This is a genomic window from Nocardioides allogilvus (assembly GCF_003047285.1).
GTDB lineage: Bacteria > Actinomycetota > Actinomycetes > Propionibacteriales > Nocardioidaceae > Nocardioides > Nocardioides allogilvus.
The window spans coordinates 1-25,567 of record NZ_PZYX01000012.1 but is presented as its reverse complement, the minus strand read 5'-3'; the positions used below and the strand labels follow the sequence as shown (position 1 = coordinate 25,567).

Sequence of the window (25,567 nt, the reverse complement as noted above, 5' to 3'; positions counted from 1 at the left end):
CGGTCACCGGAAGCCGTCAGAGCGCGACGTTGTGGCAGGCCACCTGGTGGCCGGCGCCGATGTCGCGGAGCAGTGGTTCCTCGGCCGCGCAACGGTCGGTCGCGAGCGGGCAACGCGTGCGGAACCGGCAGCCCGACGGCGGGTTCAGCGGCGACGGCAGCTCGGCCGCGACCCGCTCCACGACGACATCGCCGTTGGCGCTGCTGCTCTGCTGCGCCTCGGGGAGGGACGACAGCAGCAGTCGCGTGTAGGGGTGGACGGCGCGCAGGTGCAGGTCCTCGGACGGCAGGACCTCGCAGGACTTGCCGAGGTACATCACCATCACCCGGTCGCTGATGTTCTTGACCACGGCGACGTCGTGGGCGATGAAGACCAGGCTCAGGTCGTAGCGGGCCTTGGTGGCCTCGAGCAGGTTGAGGATCTGGGCCTGGACGGACACGTCGAGGCTGGACACGGGTTCGTCGCAGATCAGCACGACCGGGTCCATCATCAGGGCGCGTGCGATGCAGACCCGCTGCGCCTGGCCACCCGACAGCTCGTGCGGGCGGCGCTCGCGGACGGTCTCGGGATCGAGGCCGACGGCGCGCAGCACCTCGTCGATCTTGGCCTCCTTGTCGTCGCCGTCGTAGCCCCAGATGGCGTGGCTCTCCCAGACGAGGTCCTTGACCTTGCGTCGCGGGTTCAGCGACGAGATCGGGTCCTGCATGATGATCTGCATCCGGGCCCGCGCACCGCGCAGCTCCTTGGCCCTGAGGCCGGTGAGCTCGCGGTCGCCGAGCCGGACGGTGCCCGAGTCGGGTGCCGGCATCTGGATCAGCGCGCGGCCGATCGTGGACTTGCCGCAGCCGGACTCCCCCAGGATGCCGAGGGTCTCCCCCGGCGCGACGCTCAGGCTGACGCCGGAGACGGCGTGCACCTTCTGGCCGCGGCCGACGGGGAACTCGACCACGAGGTCGGTGGCCTCGAGTGCTGGGGTCGTCATGCGTGTACCTCCAGTGCTTGCGTCAGCGGGAAGTGGCAGGCGACGTCGTCCACCAGCGCGGGGGTCTCGGTGCGGCACCTGTCCTGGGCGAACGCGCAGCGCGGGGCGAAGCGGCAGCCGCTCGGAGGGTTCAGCATGTTGGGCGGCTGGCCGACGATCGCCGGGAGCAGGCTGTGCGACGCGGCGTCGAGCCGCGGGATCGACTCGATGAGCGCGCCGCTGTAGGGGTGGCGCGGCTGCGCGAAGACGTCGCGCGTCTCCCCTGACTCGACCACGCGTCCGGCGTACATGACCGCGACCCGGTCGGTGCGGCCCGAGACGGTCCCGAGGTCGTGGCTGATCAGGATGGTGGCCATCTGCAGGCGCTCGGCCAGCGACTGGAGCAGGTCGAGGATCTGCTTCTGCACCGTCACGTCGAGAGCCGTCGTCGGTTCGTCGGCGATGAGCAGCTTGGGGTCGCACGCCAGCGCCATCGCGATCACGACGCGTTGGCGCATGCCGCCGGAGAGCTCGTGGGGATATTGCCCGGCGCGACGCTCGGGCTCGGGGATGCCGACCAGCTTGAGCAGCTCGACAGCTCGGGTCCGGGCGGCGCCTCGGGACAGTCCGCGGTGGAAGCGGAGGCTCTCGGAGAGGTGCGTGCCGACCCGCTTGGTCGGGTTGAGCGAGGTCATCGGGTCCTGGAAGACCATGGCGATCTTCGTTCCCCACAGCGCGCGCCGGCCCTGGGGAGTGAGCTGGTGGATGTCCGCTCCGTCGACGCGCACGGCGCCGGTGACGGTGGTCGTCGGGCCGTTGGTGATCAGCCCCATGATCGTCCGGCCCAGGACGGACTTGCCGGAGCCGGACTCGCCGACGATGCCGAGGGTCTCGCCGGCGGCCAGGGTGAGGGAGACACCGTCGACGGCCACCATCGGCCCCCGCGGGGTGAGGAATCGGGTGCGGAGGTCGTCGACCTCGAGCAGTGGTGCGGTCACAGCTTCACGCTCCTGGGGTCCCAGCGACGGCGGGCCTTCTCGCCCACGAGGTTGAAGGCGAAGACGGTGAGGAAGAGGAAGGTGCCCGGTACGAGCACGATGTGGGGATGGTCCTCGAAGACGGTGCCCTCCCCCTCGGCGATCATGTTTCCCCACGTCGGCTCCGGTGGCTCGATCCCGAGACCGAGGAAGCTCAGCGAGGCCTCCGCGACGATCAGGATCGAGATCATCACGATGGCCAGCGAGACGATCGGGAGCAGCACGTTGGGGAGCAGCTCGCGGAACAGGATTCGAACTCGTGTCGCCCCCAGGGCGCGCGCGGCGACCACGAACTCGCGTGGGGCATAGAGCATCGTGGTGGCCCGCGCGAGGCGCACCATGCCGGGGATCGTCAGCAGGGACAGGGCGAAGGCGATGTTGCGGATCCTCGGCTCCAGCACGGTGGCCAGGGCGATCAACAGGATCAGGGGCGGTACGGCGAGCAGCGAGTTGGTGAAGATGCCGACGACCCGGTCGACGGACTTCTGGAAGTAGCCGGCGACCATCCCGATGGCGCCACCGATCACGGTGCCGATGACGACGGCGGTCACGGCGATGACGAGCGACGACCGGGCGCCGTACACCGATCGGGCGAGGAGGTCGAGGCCGAACAGGTTGGTGCCGAGGGGGTTGGCCGAGAACGGGTCGGGTGAGGCGTTGATGGGCTGGTCGAGGCTGTTGGCGACGTCGAGGTGCTCGCCGAACGGGAGCCAGGGTGCAAACGTCACCGCGAGGCCCAGCAGCAGCAGCCAGGCCACCGAGAACCAGAACGAGAGGTCGAAGGCGGGGCCGAACAGCTGCCGGCCGAGGGCCGACCCGCTCACGACCATGAGGGCCACGCCGGCGGCCGCGACGACGAGTCGCAGCGTGGTGACGAAGTAGTCCGGTGACGCGGACAGCAGGATCATCGCGACCGAGGCGACGAGCCCGGCGATGCTCAGGACGAGCACTCGTGCGGAGCGCCCGCGGGCGGCGGGCACGGCGGGGGCTTCCGGGGCAGCCGGAAGGAGCGCGGTCTCAGACATGGGCCTTACGCGTCCTTGGGTCGAGGTAGCCGTAGGAGAGGTCGATGCCGGCGTTGATCAGCACGTAGATCACCGCGATCACGAGCACGGCACCCTGCACCATCGGGAAGTCGCCCTGGTTGGCCGCGTTGACGACCAGCGAGCCCATCCCGGGGAGGGAGAACAGGTATTCCACGATCACCGTGCTGCCGATCAGTCGGCCGAGGCTCAGGCCCAACAGAGTCACCAGCGAGAAGGACGAGGGCCGCAGGGCATCGGTGAACAGGATCCGCAGCGGCGGCATGCCCTTGGCACGCGCGGCGAGGATGTAGTCCTCGCGGAGGGTGACGATCAGGTCGCTGCGCAGCACCCGGGTGAACATCGCCAGCTCGACGAGAGCGACGGTGAGCGCCGGGAGGAATGCATGGTGCAGGTTGCCGAGCAGGTCACCGTCGCTGATCCGGACCCATTCCGATCGGGGGAACCAGTCCAGCGCGTTGACGAACACCATGATCAACAGGAGCCCGGCCAAGAAGCCCGGGACGGACAGCACCGCGAAGGTGCCCGCGCTGATCATCCGGTCCAGCACGCCGTCCTCGTGGTAGGCCGACCACATGGCCAGCGGCACCGCCACCAGCAGCGCGATCAGGAGACCGAGGACCGCGATCTCGACGCTCACGGGGAGCGCCGAGACCACGCGGTCACTGACGTCGGACCGGGGCGGCACCACCGACCGGCCGAGGTCGCCGGTGAGGGCGCCCCCGAGCCAGTCGGCGTACCGGGTGAGCATCGGATCGTTGAGACCGAGCTCGGTTCGCAGGTCGTCATAGGTCGAGGCCGGGTGGCCCTCCCCGAGGATCGCCACTGCCGGGTCACCCGGCAGCAGGGCCACCAGGGCGAAGACCCCGAGGCTGACGATCAGGAGAACCAGCACCATCTCGCCAACCCGCAGGGTCAATCTACGCGTCACTGGCTCTTCCAGGCCTCACCCAGGAGCATCATCTGCTCCGAGGTGGAGACCATGCCGTGCACGTCCTGGTCCCAGGCGATGTAGGTCGCGTTGGCGCCCACGACGACAGCCGGCACGGTCTCGTTCCAGATGGTGACGATCTTGTCGATCGCAGTCTGGGCCGCGTCGTCGGTGCCCGCTGCCTGCAGCTCGACCAGGGCCGCGTCCATGTCGGGGTTGGCGTAGCCCAGGGCGTTGCTCGGCGAGGTGGAGCTGAGGCTGGTCTGGAGGCGCTGGTAGGGGTCGCTCTCCGAGACGCTGGTGGCGCCGCGTGACAGGTCGAAGTCCTGCTCGACGTAGATCTTCTGGATCTGGTCGGCGATCGAGGCCACGCCTTCGATGTCGACCTTGAAGCCGACGCGCTCGAGCAGGGCCTTGGTGGCCACGCTCTCGGCGCGCGAGGTGGGGTCGGTGCCGTCCATGTACCTGACCGTGCCGTCGAATCCGTCCGCCTTGGCCTCTTCGACCAGCTTCTTCGCCTCAGCCTCGTCGATCGTCAACGGCTCGACGCTCGAGGACCACGTCGACTCGGCGGGGAAGAGCTCGTTGCCCGGCAGGCCCTTGCCGCCGTAGGTGCGCTCGAAGTCCACCTCCGGGTCGAGCGCCAGGGCGATCGCCTTGCGCACCCGGACGTCATGGCCGGGGTGACCTTCCCGGTTGTTGATCTGGAGGATGTTGCCGAAGCTGGTGAGCTGCAGCGAGCCCACGTGGTCCTCCTCGAGGGCCTGGTCGACCGCCACCGGGTTGCGGAGGTAGGCGACGTCGGCGCTCTCGTCGTTCAGGGCAGCGAGCTTGGCGTCGTCCGACAGCGGCCAGATGAAACGGATCGCGTCGAGGTTGGGCTCGCCCTTCCAGTAGGACTTGTTGGCCTTGAGGACCATCTCCTCGGCCGGCGCGTAGCTGTCGAGGGTGAAGGGACCAGCGCCGATCGGCTTGAACTCCGCACCGGCATAGGCCGCGGGAGCCAGGATCATGCCCGCACCCTGGGCCAGCATGGACGGGAACTTCGCCCAGGCGGAGTTCATCGTGAAGACGACGGTGGCGTCATCGGTGGCCTTCATCGACTTCACGTTCGGAGCCAGCAGCGCGGTGTCCGAGCCACGGTTCTCCATGAAGTAGTTGATGCTCGCGACCACGGCGTCGGCGTCGAGCGTGGTGCCGTCGCTGAACTTCACGCCGCCACGCAGCGTGAGGGTCCACTCGGTGAAGTCGTCGTTGCTCTCGAGCGACTCGGCGATCCACGGGTCGTGCTCGCCGGTCTCGGTGTTGTAGCGCATCAGCACGTCGTAGACCGCAGCCAGCGCGTCGCCACCGGACGAGCCGGTCGCGTAGGTCTGGGTCGGGTTGAGGCTGCGGGCCTCGGCGTAGTCGGCGAACGTCAGCGTGCCGCCGCGCACGGGGTCCCCGGCGTCCGACTGGTCGCCGACGAGCCCGAACTCGTAGCGGCCGCGCTCGGCCGAGGCCGTCTTGGTGTCGTCCGACGAGGACGCACAGGCAGAGACCATCACCGACAGGGCAACGGTCGCGATTGCGAGGCCGGAACGGCCTCGGGCAAGTCGCTTCATCTTCATTCCTCCAGATTCAGGGGCGCGGGGTCAAAAAGCCATCGGGGGCCACGCCTGTCGAATCGGGACGCTACGGACGCCGGGAGCGGCGAATGTGACGCGTCCCACTCACTGGGAGGTGCTCGCAGGACTGTCCGAGACTGACCGGACCCAGGCCCCGCTGATGCGCAGATTGACCTGCGCCATCAGGGAGGGCTCGGCCTGGGCACGGGACTCGAGCACCTCGCGATAGCAGTCCTGTGCCGCGGAGTCCGACCTGTCGGCCAGGAAGGCCCACTCGGCAAGATGACTGGCCAGGCGTACGTCGGTCGCGGCGAGCTCGCGCGCACGCTCGACGAGGCGTCCGGTGCCGCCGGCGAGCGCGGCGATCTCGGCGGCCTGCTGCTCCTGGCTGGACGGCAGCAGGTGCGACGGGTAGCCGTCCCACCAGCCTGAGTAGCGGCGGATCACGTTGCGGCAGATGAACTCCGCCTTGTCGTAGATCGCCGGTAGCCGCGGGTGGTCACGGAAGCGTTCCGGCACCTCCAAGGTGGCGACGATGTGGTCGGGCAGGACTCCCTCGTTGAGGCCCTGGATGGCGTGGTCGACGACGTGGCGCAGATAGCCGGCCAAGGTCGTGAGCTCGTCGACGATGGCATCGACGCCGACGGCCGGGTCGCCGTGGCCGGTGATGACGACCTCAGGCCGCAGCTCCGCCATCTCCTCGGCGGCGGTGGCCCACTCCTCGGCGTACCGCTGGACCTTCTTGGGGTTGCCGGCATTCGGGAGGTAGCCGGTGACGAGGTCGCCGGCGGCAATCACTCCGCGCTCGGGGGCCCAGACCCAGGCGGCGTCGTCGGTCTCCCCCTTCCCGTGCCGGACGACGAACGTCTCGCCCCCGATCGTCAGCGTCAGGGTGTCGTCGAAGAGCACGGTCGGCCAGACGAAGTCCTCGGGAGCGTCGGGCCAGGCCTTGCCGTCCTCGCCGGGCAGCTGACCGTTGATGCGGGCATTGAGGCCGGACGTCTTCATGTAGCGCCCGAAGTGTGCGGGCAGGTCGCGGTGGGCGACGATCTGCGGTGCCTCCCCCGCCTCCAGGAAGGCCCAGAGACCGAAGGCGTGGTCACTGTGACCGTGCGTGTAGACGACGGTGTGGAGCGGCTTGTCGCTGAGCCCGCGCACGGCCCGCAGCAGCGACGGCCCGTCCCCCGCACAACCGGCGTCGACGAGGAGCAGGCCCTCGTCGGTCTCGAACAGCGCGACGTTGACCATCCCCGGCTGGATGAACCAGGTCCGCGGTGCCACCTCGATGACCTTCGGCTCGAAGCCGGAGCCGGTCTGCTTGTCGAAGATCCGGCGGCCCTGGGTCGGGCTGAAGAGTCCGAAGGCCGCACGGGCCGCAGCCCGCTGGTTCTCGGGGAATGTCGTGGTCATGAACGCTCCTTTAAGGCAGGTGTCTTATTGCGGACCGTAAGTCACGTGCCTTACGATCGTCAAGACCTCGGGAGGAACGTTCGACATGACCGCCACCGGCACTGCCACCACCGCCAGCCCCGACAGCGCAGGCACCCGCGCGCGCCTCGTCGACGTGGCCGAGGAGCTCTTCGCCACGCAGGGCATCGCGGCGGTCTCGCTGCGCATGGTCGGCCAGCGGGCCGGTCAGAAGAACAACTCAGCCGCTCAATATCACTTCGGCTCCAAGCTCGGTCTGGTCAACGCGATCATCGACTCGCGGTCGGCGGTGATCGAGCAGCGTCGCCGGCAGCTCCTCGAGGAGGCCGCAACACCGGCCGACCTGTCCACGCTGGTGACCCTGATGATCGTCCCGCTGGCCGAGTCGATCGACGACCCCTCCCGCAGCCGCTTCTACCTGCGCTTCCTGGCCAACGCCGTCCACGACCCCGCACTCCGCGAGGCCTGGCTCGCCGAGCCTCGTCCCAGTCAGAGCACGTTGCGCCAGGTGCAGCGCGACATCGGCAGGCTGCTCCCCGACCTCCCCCGCAAGGTGTTCGAACGGCGGCTGGACTGGTCGGCCCGGATCAGCCTGCGGATCCTGGCCGACCACGAGGAGCTCCGCCACGCCGAGCGGCCGTCCGCGCCCGGCACCGAGCTCGTCGTGCGCGAGCTGGTCGAGATGCAGGTCGCCCTCCTGCGCTGCCCCGTCTGACCGGGTCTCGGGTCACGGGCCGGCGACGAGCAGCGCGAGCTCTGCGACTGCCACCGTCGCGGTGGCAAGGACGACGAGGGCAGCAGCGCGACCGTCCCGCCGAGCGTCAGGATCATCCCGAGCCAGCACGCCGAACGTCAGCACGAAGCCGAGAGTCGTCAGCCCCACCGCGACGAGGAACACCAGCGGATCCAGGTCGGGGAACCGCAGTCGTGCGGCCACCGCCGCTCCCGTGACCAGGGCGAGCGCGGTGCGCCACCACGCCAACAACGTCCGGTCCAGCGCGTGCGACTCGTCGCTCAGCCCCACAGCACGACCGCGACCAGCCCGAGTCCCACCACGACCACCCCGAGCACGACGACCAACGGCAGCCGAGCGGACAGCAAGGGGTGCCGCAGCCGGATCGCCCTCTCCGCGGCCATCCAGCGAAACCAGCCGCCCACGGCCGCAGCGAGCCCGATCACGATCAGCAGGACCGCCAGCCAGGGTCGCGTCGAGACCGCACCCGCCAGGCCCAGTGCGTCGACGGCCACGCCCCCGGCGATCAGCGCCAGCGAGGTCCGCACCCACGCGAGCAGCGTCCGCTCGTTGGCGAGGCTCACGCGCGCGTCGGGCTCGTCGCCGACGCCGTACACGCTGTCGGGCCAGCGGCGGTCGTCTCGTGTCATCCGAAGAACGCCTGGCCTCCGTCGAGCGGGATCGTCGCGCCGGTGAGGTAGCCGAGGTCGGGTCCGACCAACGCCACCACGGCCCGACCGATGTCGGCCTCCGGGTCTCCGATCCGGCGCATCGGGATGCTGGCCACGAACGCCGCCGCCTCCTCCGGTCGTGCCTTGGTCCAGCCCTCGAGGCCCGGCGACATCGCGTGCGGCGCGATCGAGTTGGCCCGGATCCCGTCGGGCGCCCACTCCACGGCCACGGTCCGAGTGAGCGACCGCAGCGCACTCTTGGCGGCCGCGTAGGCGCCGTACGTCGTGGGGTCCCAGCGCACCATCGCCGAGGTCACGAGGTTGACGATCGACCCGCCGCCCCTGAGGTGGGGGTGGCAGGCCTTCATGAGTGCGAAGGCCGCGAACGGGGCCGACTCGAACCCTCTGCGGAAGTCCTCGTCGCTCATGTCCAGCAGCGGGCCGTAGGCACCGGCGTAGGCGTTGTTGACCAGGATGTCGAGGCGCCCGAAGTCGGTGACGACACGGTCCACGAGGTCCGGCAGGGAGGCGGTGTCCGAGACGTCGACCTCGTACGGCGAAGCGCGCACCCCGCGAGCACGGAGCGCCTCGCAGGTCGACACGAGCTTGGCCAGCGTGCGCCCCACGACGGCAACGTCGACGCCCTCGGTGGCGAGTGCGAGGGCGATGCCCTTGCCCACTCCCTGACCCGCACCGGTGATCAGTGCGACCTTGCCCTTGAGATCATTCATGCGGCCATGCTCGAAGACGCGCGAGCGGGGCGGGCTCGGGCGTCCCGGTGACCGGAAGTGAGCCCTCACCCGGCGTGTCACTGCGGCGAGAGTAGGTCCAGAATCGACACAGGAGGCGCCACCGCATGAGGAACAGCCAGACGACGACCACCACCGATCCGCGAGCAATGGCGCGCGCCGTGGTGGCAGACCTCACGGGACCAGGCGGCCCCTTCGAGCTGGCCGAGGACGACGTCCTCGGCACCAGGCTGCCCGTCTTCACGAACCGCCGCCGGGCATTGCACGAGCTGCTGGCCGAGTCGCTGGAGCACGGTGAGCGCGACTACATCGTCACCGCCGACTCGCGACTGACCTTCCGGGAGCACGCCTCCCAGGTCGCATCCCTGGCGCGGGCGCTCCGCGAGGACCACGGCGTCCGACCCGGCGACCGGGTCGCGATCGCGGCCGCGAACTCCCCCGAGTGGATCGTCACCTTCTGGGCGACCGTCTCGATCGGCGCCGTCTGCGTCGGCTACAACGCCTGGTGGTCTGCGCGCGAGCTGGCCTACGGCGTCGAGCACGCCACCCCCACGGTGATCATTGCGGACGCCAAGCGCGCCGTGCTGCTCGAGGACTGCGGCGTACCTCTTTTGTCGATCGAGTCCGACGTGCCGCGACTGTGTGCCCTCCACCCGGACTCGCCGCTGCCGACCTGCGAGGTGGCCGAGGACGACCCGGCGATCATCCTCTACACGTCGGGCACCTCCGGCCGCCCCAAGGGCGCGACCCACACGCATCGCAACGTGTTGTCCGTCGTGGAGTACCACCGGCTGAACGACGCGCTGGCCGCCGCGTTCGGCGACCCTGTCGACCCGCGCGATCGCACCTACCTGCTGGTGATGCCGCTGTTCCACATCGCCAGCCTGCACAACCTGGCCGTGCCGCGACTCGCCAACGGCAGCAAGATCGCCCTGCACCGCGGGGCCTTCGACGTCGACCGCGTGCTGAAGCTGATCCAGGACGAGAAGGTGACCAACTGGGGCGCGGTGCCGACGATGGCCAACCGCCTCCTCGAGCACGGCGACCTGTCGGCCTACGACCTGTCGTCCCTGACCTCCTTCTCGCTGGCCTCCGCACCCTCGTCGCCGGCCTTCCAGGCGCGCCTGCGCGCCGGGCTGCCGTTCGCCACCAACGTGCTCGTCGACAGCTACGGCCTGACCGAGTCGTGCACCGCGATCTCGGTGGCCACCACCCCCGACCTCGCGGAGGACCCCGGCACGCTGGGCCATCCGATCGTGGGCGTCCAGCTCGAGATCCGCGACACGCTCGGCAACGCCGTGCCCGACGGCGTCGAGGGCGAGATCTGCGTCCGCAGCGCCTACACGATGCTCGGCTACTGGAACGATCCGCATGCGACGGCCAACTCGATCGACGGTGACCGCTGGCTGCGCACCGGCGACATCGGCGAGCTCCGACAGGGCCGGGTCCGCCTCAGCAGCCGGCGCTCCGACCTGATCATCCGCGGCGGTGAGAACGTCTACCCGGCCGAGGTCGAGGGCGTGCTGCTGGAGCACCCGCTGGTGCGCGAGTGCATCGTGCTGGGCGTGGCGCACGCCGACCTGGGCCAGGAGGTGGCGGCGGTGATCGTGTCCGGCTCCCCCCTCGACACCTCGGAGCTGTGTGCGTTCGCCGGTGAGCGGCTCGGGCACTACAAGGTGCCGACGCAGTGGCGGTTCACCGACCGCGCGCTCCCCCGCAACGCGACCGGCAAGGTGATCCGGCGCGACGTCGCGGTGTGAAGCTTCCCGACCCGATGGACTTCCACCCGAGCGGGTGGAAGTCCATCGGGCGTTGGGCGTGCAATGGCCGGGTCGGGCCTGAACTTCCACCCGTGCGAGTGGAAGTTCAGGAGGGAGTACGGCGCCGAGCGCCCGGCGTCCTACTGCGGTCGCGGCAGGTGCGTGTTGATGAAGAGCCCGTCGGCGGAGACACAGACCTCACCGCCGACCGAGATGGTGCCCAGGGTGCGGATCTTCCGGCCGTCGACCGACTCCTGGCGGGCGCTGATGGTCAGCTCCTCGAAGAGCGGGGTCGGCCGGTGGTAGCGCAGCGTCAGGGTGCCGGTCATGCCGGAATCCCCCGCCCAGTGGTTGGCGACGCCGAGCGTGTGGTCGAGCAGCAGCGCCGAGACGCCGCCGTGGACGCAGCCCGGCGGGCCCTGGTAGGCCAGCCCGAGGGTGACGCGGGCCTCGATGGAACCGTTCTCCTGGCCGATCAGGTGCAGCGGAGGCGCGATCGCGTTCTCCGGACCCGTCACCGGGTCGTGCCGGGTGACTCCTTCTCCGGCCCACATGTCGACCAGTCGTTGTTGCACGGTCGGCACGTGGTCCTCGAGGTGGTCGGCGACGGCGTTGAGCCGATCAGCCACGTCGCTCATCTCGGCAGCGCTGTTGTCGCCGGCGTGCAGCAGCGTCTCGATCACGCGGCGCGCGGCCGCGACTGCGGCGTCGACGCCCTTGTTGTTCGGTACGGCGGTGAGCTCGAGCGTCATGGCGTGACCTCCGCGTAGGCGTGGCTGAGCACCGGCGCGTCGTCGCGCTCGGGGCAGGTGGCGGCGAGCGTGAGGTGGGTGCCCTCACGCCATACCGACGTCCGGATCGTCTCGCCCGGGAAGAGCGTGCCGGCGAAGCGCACGTCGAGGCCGACCAGGCGCGAGGCGTCGCCCTCGAGCACCCCGTCGACCAAGGCCTTGGCGACGATGCCGTAGGACGCGAGGCCGTGCAGGATCGGCCGTTCGAAGCCGACCCGTGCGGCGAACGCCGGGTCGACGTGCAGCGGGTTGAGGTCGCCGTTGAGCCGGTAGATCAGCGCCTGGTCGGGAGTCGTCCGCGCGTCGAGGACGACGTCGGGCGATCGGTCCGGCACGGCCCAGTGAGCATCGGGTCCGGACGAGCCCCCGAAGCCGCCCTCACCGCGCGCCCAGATCTGCATGCGGCTGGTCCAGAGCGGGCCGTCCTCGTCGGCAGCCGAGCTCTCGAGCACCACCACTGCGGCCTTGCCCTTGTCCAAGACCTCGGCGACGCGGGAGGTGACGGTGGCAGGACCCGCAGTCGGGATCGGCCGGTGCACCACCAGCGCCTGGCCGGAGTGCAGGATCTTGCTCAGGTCGATCTCGATTCCCGGGAGGTCGAGGCCGCGTGACGGGCGATCGCCGGCGGAGATGCCCTGGCCGGCGACCATCGCGAAGGTCGGCAGCACGCAGAGTCCGCGTTCGTAGGTGTAGCGGGGCTCGGACGCGCCGAGCGAGAGCTGGTAGAGCAGCACGTCGCGACTCGTCCAGCTGATCTCGTGCGTCGTCGGCTCAGCGGCGTCCACCGCGGCGAGGTCAATCACGGGGCAGTCCCAGAATGCGCTCGCCGATGATGTTCAGCTGCACGTCGGTGGTGCCGCCGGCGATCGAGAGGCAGCGACTGTTCAGGAACCACCACGTCGCGTTGCGCTCGTCGGGATCGACGGTCAGTGAGGTCGGCCCCTGCCACTCCATGCAGGTCTCCCAGACCTGCTGGATGTTCTCCACGCCGACCAGCTTGGCGATGCTCGACTCGGCGCCCGGTTGCTGGCCCGTGAGCGAGCGGATCGTCTGGCGCAGGCCGAGCAGTCCGCCGGACTGGGCGTCGCAGAGGATCTGCCCGAGGCGGGCGAGCTGCTCGCCGTCGGTCCGGTCGACCAGGCTCAGCAGCTTCTCGCCGGAGCCGATCGCGGAGTCGTGCGACAGCGCGACGCGTTCGTTGGCGAGGGTCGTGCGCGCCAGCTTCCAACCGTCGCCGGGCGAACCAACCAGCATGTCGTCCGGGATGAACACGTCGTCGAGGAAGACCTCGTTGAAGTGCGCGTCGCCGTTGAGCGTGCGCAGCGGGCGGATGTCGATCCCCGGCGCCGCCATGTCGAGCACGAAGTAGGAGATGCCCTTGTGCTTCGGCACCTCGGCATCGGTCCTGGCCAGCAGCACGCCCACGTGCGCCTCGCGGGCGCCGGAGGTCCACACCTTCTGGCCGTTGATCCGCCAGCCGCCGTCGACCTTCTCGGCGCGCGTGGTCAGGCCGGCCAGGTCGGACCCGGCGCCGGGCTCGCTGAAGAGCTGGCACCAGACGATCTCGCCGTTGAGGCTCGCGGGCAACAGCTCTTCCTGCTGTACGGCGCTGCCGTGCTCGATCAGGGTCGGCACCACCCAGTTGCCGATGATCATGTCGACCGGCTCGAGCGAAGCCGCGCGCAGCTCCTCGGCGATGACCAGCTGCGTCACGGCATCGGCGTCCTTGCCCCACGGCGCGGAGAGGTGCGGCGAGGTGTAGCCGTGCGCGGCGAGCCAGGCCTGCGGCTTCTCGGCGGCGGTGGCGGTGACGAGCTCCGCGCGGACCCGCTGACGGATCTCCTCGGCCTCCGGTGGGAGGTCGACCGCGAGCGAACGGCGGACGCCCTCCAGGCTGAGCCGAGCGACCCGCTGCTGCCAGTGGCCGGTCGAGCCCAGCAGCAGCCGCAGCGTCTGGGCGCGGCGGAGATAGAGGCCGGCGTCGTGCTCCCAGGTGAAGCCGATGCCGCCCAGGGTGTTGATGCAGTCCTTGGCCGTCGAGAAGCCGGCCTCCACGGAGACGGTCGCTGCAACCGCCGCCGCGAGCGTCGCCTCGGGGCCGTGGGCGCGGGCGGCGTCCCAGGCGCAGGCGCGGGCCTGTTCGGTCCGGGCCAGCATCCGGGCGCAGCGGTGCTTGACCGCCTGGAACTGGCCGATGGGGCGGCCGAACTGCTCGCGCACTCGTGCGTAGTCCGCGGCGGTCCGGGTGTTCCAGCCGGCGATCCCCGTGGCCTCGGCGGCGAAGAGCACGGCGGCGAGGTCGAGCGGGAGCTGCGGGTCGATGTCCAGCCGCGTGGTCGGTCCGGTGACCTCGATCGCAGCCAGGCGACGGGTCAGGTCGTGGCTGTCGAGCGCCGTGACCGTGACGACGTCGCGCTCGGCGAGCACCCAGCCGCCGTCGACCGGCAGGACGAAGAGATCGGCCGTCTGGCCGCCCAGGACCGGGCTGCCCTCGCCGAGGCCGACGGCCGCGGTCGCCGTACCGTCGAGAAGAGTGGGCAGGAGGTCGGTGTGGCCCGCTGCGGACAGGATCGCGCTGCTGAGCACCGTCGGCAGGAAGGGCCCGGGCGCCATCGCGCGACCGAGCTCCTCGACGACGACGGCGAGCTCGAGCAGTCCGGCACCGGAGCCGCCGTGCTCCTCGGGCAGGTGCAGGCCGAGCAGGCCCTGGTCGGCGAGCGCCTGCCAGAACGGCGGCAGCTCCTCGGTCTTGGCGTCGACCGCGTTGCGGATGACGGTCTCGGTGACGTGGCGGGTCGTGAAGGCGCGCACCGAATCGCGCAGGTCGAGGTGCTCCAGGTCGAGGGCGAGGCTCACGTCAGATCCGTTCGATGATCGTGGCGGTCGCGTGCGCGCCGCCGGCGCACATCGTGACCAGCGCGGTGGAGCGGTCGGTGCGCTCGAGCTCGTTGACCGCTTGGGTGATCAGTCGGGCGCCGGTCGAGCCGACCGCGTGGCCGAGGGCGATCGCGCCGCCGTTGACGTTGACCTTGCCCATGTCGGCGTCGTGCACCTGGGCCCAGCTGAGCACGACCGAGGCGAAGGCCTCGTTGATCTCGACGACGTCGATGTCGCCGAGCTTCATGCCGGCCTTGTCGAGGACGTGGGCGGTGGCGTCGACGGGGCCGTCGAGGTGGAAGTAGGGGTCCGAGCCGACCAGCGCACTGGCCACGATCCGGGCGCGGGGCCTGAGGCCCTCGGCCGCGGCGCGCTCTCTGCTCATCAGGAGGACCGCGGCGGCACCGTCGCTGATCTGCGAGGAGTTGCCCGCGGTGTGGATGCCGTCGGGGATGACCGGCTTCAGGCCGGCCAGCGCCTCGGCGGTGGTGTCGCGCAGGCCCTGGTCGCGGGTCACGTCGCCGACCGGGATGATCTGCGAGTCGAAGCGGCCCTCGGCCCAGGCACGGGCGGCGTTCTGCTGGGAGCGGAGGCCGAGCTCGTCGGCCATCTCGCGGGTGATGCCGCGCTTCGTGGCGATCCGCTCGGCCGCGGTGAACTGGTCGGGCATGTCGACGGACCACGTCTCCGGGATCGGCATGCCGCCGGCGGCCAGCGCGAACCCGAGCGGCACCCGGCTCATGGCCTCGACGCCGCAGGCGATACCCGCGTCGATGGAGCCGCTCGCGATCAGCCCGGCGACGAGGTGCACGGCCTGCTGGGACGAGCCGCATGCGCAGTCGATCGAGGTGCAGGCGGTCGTGTAGGGCAGCCCCGCGTGCAGCCAGGCGTTGCGGGTGACGTTGTTGGACTGCTCGCCGGCCTGGGTCACGCACCCGCCGATGACCTGCCCGACGACGGCCGGGTCGAGACCCGATCGCGCGAGCAGGCCGAGCTGGGCGGCGCCGAGCAGCTCGGCGGGGTGCAGGTGCGAGAGGACGCCGTTGCGGCGACCGACAGGGGTGCGCGCGGCGTCGACGATGACGGCTTCAGTGTTCACCCTCGCAGATTCCCACCGTCCGCCCGCGAGGGACGGGCGCGGTCCCACTCAGCGGGGCACCGCCGACGCGCCGGGCCCGACCGCTCCTAACTTCGCCCCATGAGCACAACGAACCTTGCCGGCAGGACCGCCATCGTCACCGGGGCCGGTTCCGGCCTCGGTCGCGCCGAAGCCCTCGCCCTCGCGCAGGCCGGCGCCAACGTGGTCGTCAACGACATCGGCGACGCCGCGGACGCGGTCGTCGCCGAGATCCGGGCGCTCGGCCCCGGCGCCGTCGCGGTCAAGGGAGACGTGGGCGACTGGTCGCTGTCCGACCAGATGGTCGAGGCCGCAGTCGACACCTTCGGCTCCCTCGACATCGTCGTCAACAACGCCGGCGTCCTGCGCGACACGATGATCTTCAACCTCACCGAGCAGGCCTGGGACGACGTCATCCGGGTCCACCTCAAGGGCCACGCCTCGCTCTCCCGAGCCGCCGCCGTGCACTGGCGGGCAGCCTCGAAGGCGGCCGGTGGTCCCATCTACGGCCGGCTGATCAACACCTCCTCCGAGGCCTTCCTCTTCGGCGCCGCGGGCCAGCCCAACTACTCCGCCGCCAAGGCCGGCATCACCGCGCTCACCCTCTCCGCGAGCCAGGGACTGTCGCGCTACGGCGTGACCGCCAACGTCATCTGCCCGCGTGCCCGCACCGAGATGACCGCCCACGTCTTCGCCGAGGACACCCGCCCCGACCAGCTCGACATGCTCGCCCCCGAGCGCGTCGGCGCGTTCGTCTCCTACCTCGCCTCCCCCGCCTCGGCGGGCATCAACGGCCAGGTCTTCGTCGTGTACGGCGACATGGTGGCGCTCATGGACTCGCCCAAGGTCGAGCAGAAGTTCACCTCCGTCGCCGGCACCTTCTCGGTCGACGAGCTCGACACCCAGCTGTCGCCGTACTTCACCGGCCGATCGCCGTACCAGAACTATGCGGCCTACAGCGTGGCCGAGCTCGACACGACGGGCATCGAGAACATCGCGAACTGAGCGGGCTGGATCTTCCTCGCTCCGGTGATGCTCGACGAAGGACACGTCGGTGGAATGACGGGTCAAGCCCCGATGCTGGCCCGGGCTCCCTCGGCGAAGTTCATTTACCAAAATGAACTTCCGCGTTCTGCACGGCCCGGCCGTGCAGGAGCGCACGCTCGCTCTCGTTCTTGGTACGCGCGGCCGCCTCCGTGAACGCCTCGCTCGCCTGCGCATGCATCCCGGCCCGTTCGAGCAGATCTCCGCGCACACTCGGCACGAGCGGCGAGTCGCCGAGGACTTCCGGGTCCAGCTCACTCAGCACCGTAAGCCCCGCGTCCGGGCCGAACGCCCGCCCGTGGGCGACCGCCCGGTTCACCTCGACGACCGGCCCCGGCGCAGCCTCGGCCAGGACGTCGTACAGCGCCGCGATCCGGCGCCAGTTCGTGTCGTCGGCACGCTGTGCGCTTGCGTGCTGTGCAGCGATCAAGGCTTGCAGGAAGTACTTGCCGACCGGCGCCCCGCGGCTGGCGAGCAGCTCGGCCCGCTGCAGGGCGGTCATCCCGCGACGGATCATCAACTGGTCCCACCGCGTCCGGACCTGCGCCTCCAGCAGCACCGGCCCGCCGTGCTCATCGACGCGGGCCGCCGTCCGTGAGCCCTGCAGCTCCAGCAGCGCCTGCAGTCCGAGCACCTCGGGCTCGTCGGGTGCAACCGAGGCCAGCATCCGCGCGAGCCTGATCGCCTCGCCCGCCAGGTCTGGACGCATCCAGTCCTCGCCGGCGGTGGCGGTGTAGCCCTCGTTGAAGATCAGGTAGATCACGGCCATGACGTCGTCGAGACGCCTGGTCCGTTCCGGACCTGTGGGCAGCTCGAACTCGGCGCGAGCCTCGGACAGTGTCTTCTTGGCGCGCGAGATGCGCTGGCCCATGGTGGACTCCGCGGCCAGGAAGCCGCGAGCGATCTCGGCGGTGGTGAGCCCTCCGACCAGTCGCAGCGTCAGGGCAGCGCGGGACTCGACGGTCAGGCTGGGGTGGCAGGACAAGAAGATGAGCCGCAGGACGTCGTCCTCGATGTGGTCGACCTGGTCGTCGAGGTCGGGCATCTCGTCCTCCTCTCCCCTGCGAGCGTGCTCGAGCTCCGCGAGCTTGTGGCGAAGGTTGTCGGCGCGCCTGAAGTGGTCGATGCCGCGCCGCTTCGCGGTGGTCATCAACCACGCCGCCGGGTTGGCGGGCACGCCGGTCGTGGGCCACTGCTCCAGCGCGGCCACGAGCGCCTCCTGCGCCAGGTCCTCGGCGAGCTCCAGGTCCCGGGTCATCCGGGTGAGAGCGCCGACGAGGCGGGCCGACTCGGCCCGCCACGCGGCATGGACGGCTTCGATCGGATCGTCCGTCGTGGTCTCTGCCGGCACGGGGCCAGCGTAGTGAGTCCAGTTCAGGCGTCGGGTGCCTCGGGGCCCTCGGACACCTGGCGCAGTGTGGCGACCACCGTCACCTCGGGCCAGTGCTTCGCGTGCAGCTCGGCGAACTCCTGTTGGTCGGCCACGGCCTCCTCGACCGTGGCGTAGTCCAGGAGCGACCAGCCGCCCACGATCTCCTTGGCCTCGGCGTAGGGCCCGTCGACGCGGGTGACCTCTCCCTGGCGGACCACGAAGTTCACGGCGTCCTCGGTGCCGTAGAGCCCGCCACCGTCGATGAACACGCCACTGGCCTGCCGTTCGCCGATGTAGACGTCCATCGCGTCGAAGAGCGACTGCGGCGGCGGCGTGCCGAGGTTCTCCTGCATCCTGACGAATCCCATGAAACGCGGCATTGCGATCACTCCTAGTGGTTGCCGGTGAGTTGCTGGTCGCACATACGTCGAGCGACTGCCGGGCTCTTCGACATCGACCCTAGAAGTTTTTCTTTGCGGAGGCTCAGAACGACCTAGCGCAGGGTGACTTCGGCGCCCCCGTCGACGAAGACGACCTGGCCGGTGATGTGGCTGTTCTCCGGCGACACCAGGAACGCCAGCACCTGCGCGACGTCCTCAGCCTGGAGGTAGCCGTTCAGCGGCATCGGCACCGCCGCGTCCATGACCTCCTTCATCACCGGGTCGGCGATGAGCTCCTCGGTCATCGGCGTGAGCACGACGCCGGGTGCGACGACGTTGAGCGGGATCCCGGCATCTGCCCAGCCCGGCTCGATCGCCGTACGGCGTGCCCACTGGGCCAACGCGGACTTTGACGACGGATAGAGCTGTTGCGCGCGGCGGTCGCTGATCACGACTGCGGCAGCTTCCAGGGCAAGGCTCTCGTCGCCGGCCAGGCACGCAGCAACGACGTCGGAATCGGCCTGCTGCGTGGCGGAGATCGAGCCGACCACCGCAACGCGCGGAGCGGCGGACGCCGCCAGCGCGGGCTGCAGCGCGGTGACGAAGTCCGTGGTGCCGAAGTAGTTGACCCTGACCATCAGCTCACCGGGCACCGAGGTGCCGGCACAGGTGACGACACCGTCGAGCACGCCACCGGCCGCAGAGGTCACTGCGGCGGCAGCGGCCAGGCGGCCGTCGTGGGTGGAGAGATCGGCGATGACATCGGCGTCGCGAAGGTCGACGCCGATCACGCGATCGCCCTGCTTCTGCAGGAGGTTCGTGAGGGCGGCGCCGATCCCGGAGGCGGAGCCGGTGACGGCGACTGTGCGTTCAGACATGTGATCCTCCGTCGACGCGGATCTCCGCGCCGGTCAGGTAGGCGGCGTCGGGCGACGCCGCGAAGGCGATGGTCCCGGCGATCTGCTCGGGATCTGCTGCGCCCATGAACGAGCGGATGCGGGAGTAGTAGCTCATGTCCAGGTCGCTGGAGACACCGGCGACGAGCGGGGTGGCGACGGTGCCGGGCGAGACGGGCACGACCCGGATCCCGCGGTGGACCACCTCGGCCGCCAGCGCCAGCGAGAAGCTGAGCAGCGCACCCTTCGAGGCCGAGTAGGCGGACATGTAGGGGTTGCCGTGGGCCGCCGACGACGACGTCACGTTGACGATGACGCCCGTGTGGTCGGGAAGGTGGCGCAGGGCCTCGCGACAGAAGATCGCCGGTCCGACGGTGTTGACCTCGAAGAGCCGGGTCAGGTCCTCCACACGGAGGGAGTCGATCGGGGTGGTCCGGTGGATGCCGGCGACGTTGACGAGCACGTCGAGGCCGCCGAGGACCTGCGCGGCGGCGGCAACCGCGTCGACGACCTCGGTCTCCGAGCTGACGTCGACGACCCGCGTGTGCATGCCCTCCAGCGAGGCGAGCCCGGCGGCATCCAGGTCGACGGCGAAGATCTGCGCCCCCTCGGCGGCGAGGCGCTGCACGGTGGCCCTGCCGATGCCGGAGGCCGCCCCGGTCACCAGCGCCCTGGTCCCGTCGAAGCGGTTCAGTCCACTCATGTGACGGCGTTGGAGCGTTCGGCGAGCAGCAGGGTGCACGCGAGGCGGATGTCGGCCTCGGCGTCCGCGAGCTCGACGCGCATGTTGAGGCTCTGGGTCAGCACGCCGTACCAAGCCTGCTCCAACAGTCGCACGAGCCGATAGTCGTGCTCAGTGGGCTCGTCGAGATCGAGGGTGCGCAGGATCAGGTCACGGAAGGCGCTGTCGATGCGGATGGCGTCGGAGACCGTGCTGGCGTGCGCGGCGTTGTTGGACTGCATCATGGCGTTGGCCAGGAGCGGTCGGCGCAGCAGCTGACGGCTGGCCTGGATCAGCATCTCGGTGACCGCCGCGACCGGGTCCTGGCCAAGGTCTGCTGCGGTGGTCGCCTCCTCGAGCTGCGCGACCTGCTGAGCCATGACTGCGGTGAAGAGGTGGGTCTTGGACGGGAAGTAGCGGTAGAGCGTGGCGATCGCGACGCCCGCGTCCTTGGCGACGTCGTGCATCTGCACCCGCTCGAGCCCGTTGGCGGCACCGTGCTTGGCGGCCGCGCGCAGGATCCGCTGGTAGCGCGCCTTCTGCCCGGCAGAGCTCGGCTCCGCGGACGGTCTGGCTTCGGCGATCCTGGGCATGGTCTCCCCCTGTGACGACTGGTTCTGACGAAGATACTGGCGAAGAGACCGCCGGTCGGGGACATCCGATACCGATGAGTGGGACTCTGGTCGTCGAGGCCGAGGGAGGCGCGGTGACGATGGCCCGCATGACGCAGCCCTCAGTGACGACGCAGCCCTCAGTGATCCAGACCCGCGGCACCCTGCTCGATGTCGAGCCCCTCACCACCGACGCTGCCCTGCCGAGTGCGGCCACCAACCTGCTGGTGCGCTATGCCTCCGAGGGCGTGCACGGGCCGATCGTGGTGACCGGCACCGTCTCCCTCCCGCCGACGACGCCTCCCGACGGCGGCTGGCCGGTGATCAACTGGGCCCACGGCACGGTTGGTACGGCGAACGTGTGCGCCCCCTCCGCGAACACCCGCGACGGACTGGTGGACGAGTACGTCGGGCTGATGGACCAGACCCTCGATCGCTGGGTGGCCGCGGGCTACGTCGTCCTGAAGACCGATTACGAAGGCTTCGGCACCGACGGCGAGCACCCCTACATGCACGGTGACAGTGCCGCCAACTGCCTCGAGGACATCGTCGTCGCCGCCCGGTCGGCCGAGCCGCGGATCGGCGCACAGTGGGTCGTGGTTGGCCACAGCCAGGGCGGTCAGGCGGCACTCTTCGCAGCCGCCCGCGAGGACTCCCCCGGCCTGGTCGGCGCCGTCCCGATCGCGCCCGGCGGCACCGGGCTCAGCCTGTTGGCCCCGGTGATCAAGGAGGCCCGGCCAGGTTCGGCCGGTGCGATCCGCTTCCTGCCGCCGCTCCTCGTGGGTGCGGCCGCCGCGGACCCGCGGGTCGATCCCGACGCGCTGCTGACCGAGAAGGCGCACGTCCTGCTCGACACGATCCGCACGGCCTGCCTCCCGCAGTCGACGCTCGTGGCCGAGACGCTGCTCCCCGAGGACGTCTTCCGACCGGATGCCGACCTGGGCCCGCTGACGGCCTATCTCCTCACCCAGGAGGTCACCGGTCTGCCGGTGCACGTGCCGATGCTCATCGTGCAGGGCCTCCAGGACGACCTGGTGACGCCGCGCGCGACGGAGCACCTGGTCTCGACACTGCCGGCCGACGCGGTCACCTACGCGACGTACGACGGCGCCGACCACCGCCAAGCTGTGGCCGACTCGTTCGACGACGTGCTCGCCTTCGTCAAGGCGCTGTTCTAGACGAGGTTGTCCTCGACCGGGATGCCGAAGGCGCCGCGGCCGTACATCGCCAACGCGCGCTCGACGTCGTTGGCGACGTGCACGCTGCCGGCGTGGGCGTCGCGCCAGGCGCGCTCGATCGGGTTGCCGCGCTTGAGCGAGTTGCCGCCGGCGGTCTTGAAGAGGATGTCGACCGCCGTCAGCGCGCGCTCGGTGGCGCGCACCTGGTCGCGACGGGTGCGCAGGCGCAGCTCCATCGGGATCTCCTCGCCGGCGACGGCACAGTCGAACAGCGCCCGGATGTTTCGGTCGAGCTGCAGGATCGCGGCGTCCGTCTCCGAGGCGGCGCGCGCGACGGCGACCTGTGCGAACGGGTCCTCGGCGAACCGGCCACCACCGAGGCTGAGCCGGTGCCGGTCCCCCATCATCGCGATGTACGACGACAGGCACCCGTCGACGACGCCGACGATCGGCGCGGTGATCGCGGTGGTGAAGATCGCGCCGAAGGGCAGCTTGTAGAGCGGTCCGGTGTTGACCTTCTGGCCGGGGCCGCGCAGCTGCGAGTGCTCGTAGTTGCGCAGGATGCGGTGGGCCGGCACGAAGGCCTTCTCGACGATCAGGTCGTTGCTGCCCGTGCCCCGCAAGCCGATAACGTCCCAGACATCGTCGATCTCGTAGTCGGCACGCGGCACCAGCACGGTCAGGAAGTCGACCGCCTTGCCCTTCTCCCCCATCACCAGTGCACCGACCAGCGCCCACTCGGCGTGGTCGCAGCCGCTCGAGAAGCTCCAGCGGCCGGTCAGCTCGAAGCCGCCGTCGACCTCGGTGAGGCGGCCGACCGGTGCGTACGACGAGCACACCAGCGTGTCGGGGTTCTGGCCCCAGACGTCGCGCTGAGCCTCGTCGGGGAAGAGCCCCAGCTGCCAGGGGTGTACGCCGGTGACCGACGTGACCCAGCCCGTGGACGCGCACGCCCCGGAGATCGCGCGGACCACCTCGTAGAAGTCGACCGGGTCGGTCTCGGCGCCGCCGTACCGCGTGGGCTGGAGCATCCGGAACACGCCGGCTGCCGTCAGCTCCTTGATCGTCTCGGTCGGCACGCGGCGGGCGTCGTCGGTGGCGCGGGCACGCTCGGCGATGCCGCTCAGGAGTGGCCGGACTGCCGCGAGGACGTCATTGCTCATGGGCTCAGGATGCGGGCGGCCGGACCGCCTCCCGATGGCGTCTACCGGTGAGTGGGACTAGGACCCGATCGGCCCCCCTGTGCGGCGGAGACTGCGGAGCGTCCATCCCGCTGTCCAGGAACCGGAGAAGAACATGACCGCAGTAGACGAGGTCCGTCGGATCGAGACCGATGCAACCCCGACGAGGTTCGCCCGCGGCTGGCACTGCCTGGGACTGGCGAAGGACTTCCGCGACGGAGTGCCCCACCCGGTCAAGGCCTTCGGCCAGGAGCTGGTGGTCTTCGCGGGCGAGGACGGCACGATCAACGTCCTCGACGCGTTCTGCCGGCACATGGGCGGCAACCTGTCGCAGGGCACGATCAAGGGCAACGAGCTCGCGTGTCCCTTCCACGACTGGCGCTGGGGCGGCGACGGCAAGTGCAAGGCCATCCCCTATGCCCGCCGCGTCCCGCTCCGCGCGCGAACGGCGTCGTGGCCGACGATGGAGCGCAACCAGCTCCTCTTCGTCTGGAACGACCCGCAGGGCAATCCTCCGCCCGACGACGTGACGATCCCGGAGATCGAAGGCGCCTCGCGCGACGACTGGACCGACTGGGTCTGGTACACCACCCTCATCGAGGGCGCGAACTGTCGCGAGGTCGTCGACAACATCGTGGACATGGCGCACTTCTTCTACGTGCACTACTCCTTCCCCACCCACTTCAAGAACGTCTTCGAGGGTCACGTCGCCACCCAGTGGATGAACGGCGTCGGACGTGAGGACGCACGCCCGCAGGCCACCCAGAGCGGCGTCCCCAAGATGCTCGGCAACACCTCCGTCGCGGCCTACCACGGTCCCTCGTTCATGATCGACGACCTCACCTATCACTACGAGGACGGCGACGTCGACAGCGTGCTGATCAACTGTCACTACCCGGTGAGCGAGAACGCGTTCGTCCTGCAGTACGGCGTCATCGTGCAGAAGGCCGACCACCTCCCCGAGCCCGAGGAGATGGCCCGCAAGATGGGCGACTTCATCAAGATCGGCTTCGAGCAGGACGTGACGATCTGGAAGTCCAAGGCCCGCATCGACAACCCGCTGCTCTGCGAGGAGGACGGGCCGGTCTACCAGGTGCGTCGCTGGTACGAGCAGTTCTACGTCGACGTCGAGGACGTCTCCGACGAGATGACCGAGCGCTTCGAGTTCGAGATCGACACGACGAAGCCCAACGAGGCCTGGCGGGCCGAGGTCGCCGCGAACATCGCGGCTCGCGCTTCGTCATGACCACCCACCGTCCCGCTCCGCGCCCCGACGTCCGACTGGACGACGGGGCGATGGAGCCGGTCACGTGCACCACCTGCTCGGCTCGGGTCGAGGTCCGCAAGAGCAGCTGGGAACAGACCAGCATCCAGTGGCACGGCGAGGCCCTGCGCGCCTGCCTGGAGCGGCGCGCCACCGATCCCGGGTGTCGGCCCAACGCCACGTTCGCGGGCTGCTCGGCGCTCGACATCGCGATCCGTGAGGCCGCCGTGCGTGGCGCCCTCCCCGTGCAGTCGGGCGATCCACTGCCTGTCAATCCTGAAGGAGAGTCCCACTGATGCTCGAGAAGTACGGCCCCTGGGCCGTGATCGCCGGAGGCTCGGAGGGTGTGGGGGCGTCATTCGCCCACCAGCTCGCGGACGCCGGGGTCAACCTGGTGCTCATCGCGCGCAAGCCCGGCCCACTGGATGACACCGCTTCTGCCGTACGGCGACGCGGAGTCGAGGTCCGGACGCTCGCGCTCGACCTGCTGGATCCTGCGTCGGTCTCGGCCATCGTGGATGCCACGTCCGACATCGAGGTCGGTCTCCTGATCTTCAACGCCGGCGCGAACAGCTATGGCCACGACTTCCTCGACGGCGATCTCGACGGGCATCAGGGCGTCCTCGACCTGAACATCACCGCGCAGCTCGCCCTCACCCACCACTTCGGCGGGCTCATGAAGTCCCGCGGTCGCGGCGGGATCATCCTCGTCGGCTCGCTCGCCGGCTACCTCGGCTCCGCCCGACAGAGCATCTACGGAGCTGTCAAGGCCTTCAGCCGCGTCTTCGCCGAGGGCCTCTGGCTCGAGCTGCGCGATCACGACGTCGACGTGCTCGAGCTCGTCCTCGGTGTCACCCGCACCCCGGCCATGGAGCGAGCGGGCCTGAACTTCGACATCCCCGGCCTCAACGTCGGCGAGCCCGACGACATCGCCCGCGAGGGGCTCGCCCATCTCGCCGACGGGCCGGTGTGGATCGCCGGCGGGAACGACACAGCGGCGGAGAAGCGCAACGGGATGGATCGTGCGCGGTTGGTGCTCGGCGCCCACGAGGCGATGAAGCGCCTGCTGCCTGCGCGCTGAGGCGCGAACAACGGCTCAGCGTCGCTGCTCCGGCCTAGGTGTTCTGTCCACGGAGGTTAGGCAGCGGCTCTAGACACAGGTGAAGGCCTCCGGGTGAGGTGTGGAGCAGCGACGCATCTCACCGAACCGGAGGC

The 25,567-nt window shown here is 70.1% G+C and carries 26 protein-coding genes; 7 read left to right on the top strand and 19 right to left on the bottom strand.

Annotated features, from left to right (window positions below; all coding sequences use genetic code 11):
* Window positions 1-16: 16 nt before the first annotated feature.
* From C9J87_RS15870 to C9J87_RS15845, 6 genes are all read right to left on the bottom strand, one after another.
* Window positions 17-982, bottom strand: a complete 966-nt coding sequence (locus C9J87_RS15870; RefSeq protein ID WP_107706018.1) for an ABC transporter ATP-binding protein — start codon at window positions 980-982, stop codon at window positions 17-19.
* Window positions 979-1,959, bottom strand: a complete 981-nt coding sequence (locus tag C9J87_RS15865) for an ABC transporter ATP-binding protein (RefSeq protein ID WP_232820082.1) — start codon at window positions 1,957-1,959, stop codon at window positions 979-981. Before C9J87_RS15865 ends, C9J87_RS15870 begins: the two co-directional genes overlap by 4 nt.
* Window positions 1,956-3,023, bottom strand: coding sequence for an ABC transporter permease (locus C9J87_RS15860; protein ID WP_107706017.1), 1,068 nt, complete (start codon window positions 3,021-3,023; stop codon window positions 1,956-1,958). The genes C9J87_RS15865 and C9J87_RS15860 overlap by 4 nt, the downstream gene beginning before the upstream one ends.
* The gene (locus C9J87_RS15855; protein WP_269801753.1) at window positions 3,016-3,972 is read right to left on the bottom strand and encodes an ABC transporter permease; all 957 of its coding nucleotides are present in this window, start codon (window positions 3,970-3,972) and stop codon (window positions 3,016-3,018) included. Before C9J87_RS15855 ends, C9J87_RS15860 begins: the two co-directional genes overlap by 8 nt.
* A complete protein-coding gene (locus tag C9J87_RS15850; RefSeq protein ID WP_157953228.1) occupies window positions 3,969-5,576 on the bottom strand; it encodes an ABC transporter substrate-binding protein in 1,608 nt (535 codons plus the stop codon). The genes C9J87_RS15855 and C9J87_RS15850 overlap by 4 nt, the downstream gene beginning before the upstream one ends.
* Window positions 5,577-5,684: 108 nt before the next feature.
* Window positions 5,685-6,989: an MBL fold metallo-hydrolase gene (locus C9J87_RS15845; protein ID WP_107706014.1), complete on the bottom strand. Its 1,305-nt coding sequence runs from the start codon at window positions 6,987-6,989 to the stop codon at window positions 5,685-5,687.
* A gap of 85 nt (window positions 6,990-7,074) precedes the next feature.
* On the opposite strand from C9J87_RS15845, the gene C9J87_RS15840 reads away from it, so the two are divergent.
* The gene (locus C9J87_RS15840; protein WP_107706013.1) at window positions 7,075-7,722 is read left to right on the top strand and encodes a TetR/AcrR family transcriptional regulator; all 648 of its coding nucleotides are present in this window, start codon (window positions 7,075-7,077) and stop codon (window positions 7,720-7,722) included.
* Window positions 7,723-7,734: 12 nt separating this feature from the next.
* On the opposite strand, the gene C9J87_RS15835 is transcribed toward C9J87_RS15840, so the two are convergent.
* Genes C9J87_RS15835 through C9J87_RS15825 form a run of 3 tightly spaced genes read right to left on the bottom strand, consistent with a single transcriptional unit; the run spans window position 7,735 to window position 9,142 of the window.
* Entirely contained in the window at window positions 7,735-8,031 is a 297-nt protein-coding gene (locus C9J87_RS15835) for a DUF202 domain-containing protein (protein ID WP_107706012.1), read from the bottom strand.
* Complete coding sequence (locus C9J87_RS15830) at window positions 8,022-8,390, bottom strand: YidH family protein (protein ID WP_107706011.1); 369 nt, start codon at window positions 8,388-8,390, stop codon at window positions 8,022-8,024. Before C9J87_RS15830 ends, C9J87_RS15835 begins: the two co-directional genes overlap by 10 nt.
* Window positions 8,387-9,142 carry an SDR family NAD(P)-dependent oxidoreductase gene (locus C9J87_RS15825; protein WP_107706010.1) on the bottom strand — a complete coding sequence of 252 codons (756 nt, stop codon included), beginning with the start codon at window positions 9,140-9,142 and terminating at the stop codon, window positions 8,387-8,389. The genes C9J87_RS15830 and C9J87_RS15825 overlap by 4 nt, the downstream gene beginning before the upstream one ends.
* Window positions 9,143-9,267: 125 nt before the next feature.
* Here C9J87_RS15825 and C9J87_RS15820 point away from each other — a divergent pair, with 125 nt between their 5' ends.
* On the top strand, window positions 9,268-10,920 hold the full coding sequence (locus C9J87_RS15820) for a class I adenylate-forming enzyme family protein (protein ID WP_107706009.1): 1,653 nt from the start codon (window positions 9,268-9,270) through the stop codon (window positions 10,918-10,920).
* Between the two features lie 140 nt (window positions 10,921-11,060).
* On the opposite strand, the gene C9J87_RS15815 is transcribed toward C9J87_RS15820, so the two are convergent.
* Genes C9J87_RS15815 through C9J87_RS15800 form a run of 4 tightly spaced genes read right to left on the bottom strand, consistent with a single transcriptional unit; the run spans window position 11,061 to window position 15,687 of the window.
* Window positions 11,061-11,672 carry a PaaI family thioesterase gene (locus tag C9J87_RS15815; protein WP_107706008.1) on the bottom strand — a complete coding sequence of 204 codons (612 nt, stop codon included), beginning with the start codon at window positions 11,670-11,672 and terminating at the stop codon, window positions 11,061-11,063.
* Window positions 11,669-12,514, bottom strand: coding sequence for a MaoC/PaaZ C-terminal domain-containing protein (locus C9J87_RS15810; protein WP_107706007.1), 846 nt, complete (start codon window positions 12,512-12,514; stop codon window positions 11,669-11,671). The genes C9J87_RS15815 and C9J87_RS15810 overlap by 4 nt, the downstream gene beginning before the upstream one ends.
* Window positions 12,507-14,567 (bottom strand): acyl-CoA dehydrogenase, encoded by a 2,061-nt coding sequence (locus tag C9J87_RS15805; protein ID WP_107706006.1) that lies wholly within the window; start codon window positions 14,565-14,567, stop codon window positions 12,507-12,509. Before C9J87_RS15805 ends, C9J87_RS15810 begins: the two co-directional genes overlap by 8 nt.
* A 1-nt stretch (window position 14,568) precedes the next feature.
* A complete protein-coding gene (locus C9J87_RS15800; protein ID WP_107706005.1) occupies window positions 14,569-15,687 on the bottom strand; it encodes a steroid 3-ketoacyl-CoA thiolase in 1,119 nt (372 codons plus the stop codon).
* Between the two features lie 99 nt (window positions 15,688-15,786).
* Here C9J87_RS15800 and C9J87_RS15795 point away from each other — a divergent pair, with 99 nt between their 5' ends.
* Window positions 15,787-16,710, top strand: coding sequence for a 3-oxoacyl-ACP reductase (locus tag C9J87_RS15795; RefSeq protein ID WP_107706004.1), 924 nt, complete (start codon window positions 15,787-15,789; stop codon window positions 16,708-16,710).
* Window positions 16,711-16,810: 100 nt separating this feature from the next.
* Here the strand turns inward: C9J87_RS15795 and C9J87_RS15790 are convergent, their stop codons facing one another.
* The 5 genes from C9J87_RS15790 to C9J87_RS15770 all read right to left on the bottom strand — a co-directional run bounded on the left by C9J87_RS15790 (window position 16,811) and on the right by C9J87_RS15770 (window position 20,711).
* The gene (locus tag C9J87_RS15790; RefSeq protein ID WP_107706003.1) at window positions 16,811-18,100 is read right to left on the bottom strand and encodes an RNA polymerase sigma factor; all 1,290 of its coding nucleotides are present in this window, start codon (window positions 18,098-18,100) and stop codon (window positions 16,811-16,813) included.
* Window positions 18,101-18,123: 23 nt separating this feature from the next.
* The gene (locus tag C9J87_RS15785; protein WP_107706002.1) at window positions 18,124-18,501 is read right to left on the bottom strand and encodes a YciI family protein; all 378 of its coding nucleotides are present in this window, start codon (window positions 18,499-18,501) and stop codon (window positions 18,124-18,126) included.
* Window positions 18,502-18,614: 113 nt separating this feature from the next.
* A complete protein-coding gene (locus C9J87_RS15780) occupies window positions 18,615-19,379 on the bottom strand; it encodes an SDR family oxidoreductase (protein WP_107706001.1) in 765 nt (254 codons plus the stop codon).
* Entirely contained in the window at window positions 19,372-20,100 is a 729-nt protein-coding gene (locus C9J87_RS15775; protein ID WP_107706000.1) for an SDR family NAD(P)-dependent oxidoreductase, read from the bottom strand. Before C9J87_RS15775 ends, C9J87_RS15780 begins: the two co-directional genes overlap by 8 nt.
* The gene (locus tag C9J87_RS15770) at window positions 20,097-20,711 is read right to left on the bottom strand and encodes a TetR/AcrR family transcriptional regulator (RefSeq protein ID WP_107705999.1); all 615 of its coding nucleotides are present in this window, start codon (window positions 20,709-20,711) and stop codon (window positions 20,097-20,099) included. The genes C9J87_RS15775 and C9J87_RS15770 overlap by 4 nt, the downstream gene beginning before the upstream one ends.
* A 128-nt stretch (window positions 20,712-20,839) precedes the next feature.
* On the opposite strand from C9J87_RS15770, the gene C9J87_RS15765 reads away from it, so the two are divergent.
* Entirely contained in the window at window positions 20,840-21,907 is a 1,068-nt protein-coding gene (locus C9J87_RS15765; RefSeq protein WP_198652378.1) for an alpha/beta hydrolase, read from the top strand.
* On the opposite strand, the gene hsaA is transcribed toward C9J87_RS15765, so the two are convergent.
* Complete coding sequence (gene hsaA / locus C9J87_RS15760; RefSeq protein WP_107705998.1) at window positions 21,904-23,070, bottom strand: 3-hydroxy-9,10-secoandrosta-1,3,5(10)-triene-9,17-dione monooxygenase oxygenase subunit; 1,167 nt, start codon at window positions 23,068-23,070, stop codon at window positions 21,904-21,906. The two genes, C9J87_RS15765 and hsaA, sit on opposite strands and share 4 nt — an antisense overlap.
* 133 nt (window positions 23,071-23,203) lie before the next feature.
* Between hsaA and C9J87_RS15755 the strand changes: the two genes are divergently transcribed.
* The 3 genes from C9J87_RS15755 to C9J87_RS15745 are packed head-to-tail and all read left to right on the top strand — an operon-like array spanning window position 23,204 to window position 25,433.
* Window positions 23,204-24,334: a Rieske 2Fe-2S domain-containing protein gene (locus C9J87_RS15755; RefSeq protein ID WP_107705997.1), complete on the top strand. Its 1,131-nt coding sequence runs from the start codon at window positions 23,204-23,206 to the stop codon at window positions 24,332-24,334.
* Entirely contained in the window at window positions 24,331-24,648 is a 318-nt protein-coding gene (locus C9J87_RS15750; RefSeq protein ID WP_107705996.1) for a ferredoxin, read from the top strand. Before C9J87_RS15755 ends, C9J87_RS15750 begins: the two co-directional genes overlap by 4 nt.
* On the top strand, window positions 24,648-25,433 hold the full coding sequence (locus tag C9J87_RS15745; RefSeq protein WP_107705995.1) for an SDR family NAD(P)-dependent oxidoreductase: 786 nt from the start codon (window positions 24,648-24,650) through the stop codon (window positions 25,431-25,433). The genes C9J87_RS15750 and C9J87_RS15745 overlap by 1 nt, the downstream gene beginning before the upstream one ends.
* Window positions 25,434-25,567 lie beyond the last annotated feature (134 nt).

Coding starts and splice junctions, on each gene's coding strand:
- C9J87_RS15870 (WP_107706018.1), bottom strand. CDS start 982: ATGACGACCCCAGCACTCGAGGCCACCGACCTCGTGGTCGAGTTCCCC.
- C9J87_RS15860 (WP_107706017.1), bottom strand. CDS start 3,023: ATGTCTGAGACCGCGCTCCTTCCGGCTGCCCCGGAAGCCCCCGCCGTG.
- C9J87_RS15850 (WP_157953228.1), bottom strand. CDS start 5,576: ATGAAGCGACTTGCCCGAGGCCGTTCCGGCCTCGCAATCGCGACCGTT.
- C9J87_RS15845 (WP_107706014.1), bottom strand. CDS start 6,989: ATGACCACGACATTCCCCGAGAACCAGCGGGCTGCGGCCCGTGCGGCC.
- C9J87_RS15840 (WP_107706013.1), top strand. CDS start 7,075: ATGACCGCCACCGGCACTGCCACCACCGCCAGCCCCGACAGCGCAGGC.
- C9J87_RS15830 (WP_107706011.1), bottom strand. CDS start 8,390: ATGACACGAGACGACCGCCGCTGGCCCGACAGCGTGTACGGCGTCGGC.
- C9J87_RS15825 (WP_107706010.1), bottom strand. CDS start 9,142: ATGAATGATCTCAAGGGCAAGGTCGCACTGATCACCGGTGCGGGTCAG.
- C9J87_RS15820 (WP_107706009.1), top strand. CDS start 9,268: ATGAGGAACAGCCAGACGACGACCACCACCGATCCGCGAGCAATGGCG.
- C9J87_RS15815 (WP_107706008.1), bottom strand. CDS start 11,672: ATGACGCTCGAGCTCACCGCCGTACCGAACAACAAGGGCGTCGACGCC.
- C9J87_RS15795 (WP_107706004.1), top strand. CDS start 15,787: ATGAGCACAACGAACCTTGCCGGCAGGACCGCCATCGTCACCGGGGCC.
- C9J87_RS15785 (WP_107706002.1), bottom strand. CDS start 18,501: ATGCCGCGTTTCATGGGATTCGTCAGGATGCAGGAGAACCTCGGCACG.
- C9J87_RS15780 (WP_107706001.1), bottom strand. CDS start 19,379: ATGTCTGAACGCACAGTCGCCGTCACCGGCTCCGCCTCCGGGATCGGC.
- C9J87_RS15775 (WP_107706000.1), bottom strand. CDS start 20,100: ATGAGTGGACTGAACCGCTTCGACGGGACCAGGGCGCTGGTGACCGGG.
- C9J87_RS15770 (WP_107705999.1), bottom strand. CDS start 20,711: ATGCCCAGGATCGCCGAAGCCAGACCGTCCGCGGAGCCGAGCTCTGCC.
- C9J87_RS15765 (WP_198652378.1), top strand. CDS start 20,840: ATGACGCAGCCCTCAGTGACGACGCAGCCCTCAGTGATCCAGACCCGC.
- hsaA (WP_107705998.1), bottom strand. CDS start 23,070: ATGAGCAATGACGTCCTCGCGGCAGTCCGGCCACTCCTGAGCGGCATC.
- C9J87_RS15755 (WP_107705997.1), top strand. CDS start 23,204: ATGACCGCAGTAGACGAGGTCCGTCGGATCGAGACCGATGCAACCCCG.
- C9J87_RS15750 (WP_107705996.1), top strand. CDS start 24,331: ATGACCACCCACCGTCCCGCTCCGCGCCCCGACGTCCGACTGGACGAC.
- C9J87_RS15745 (WP_107705995.1), top strand. CDS start 24,648: ATGCTCGAGAAGTACGGCCCCTGGGCCGTGATCGCCGGAGGCTCGGAG.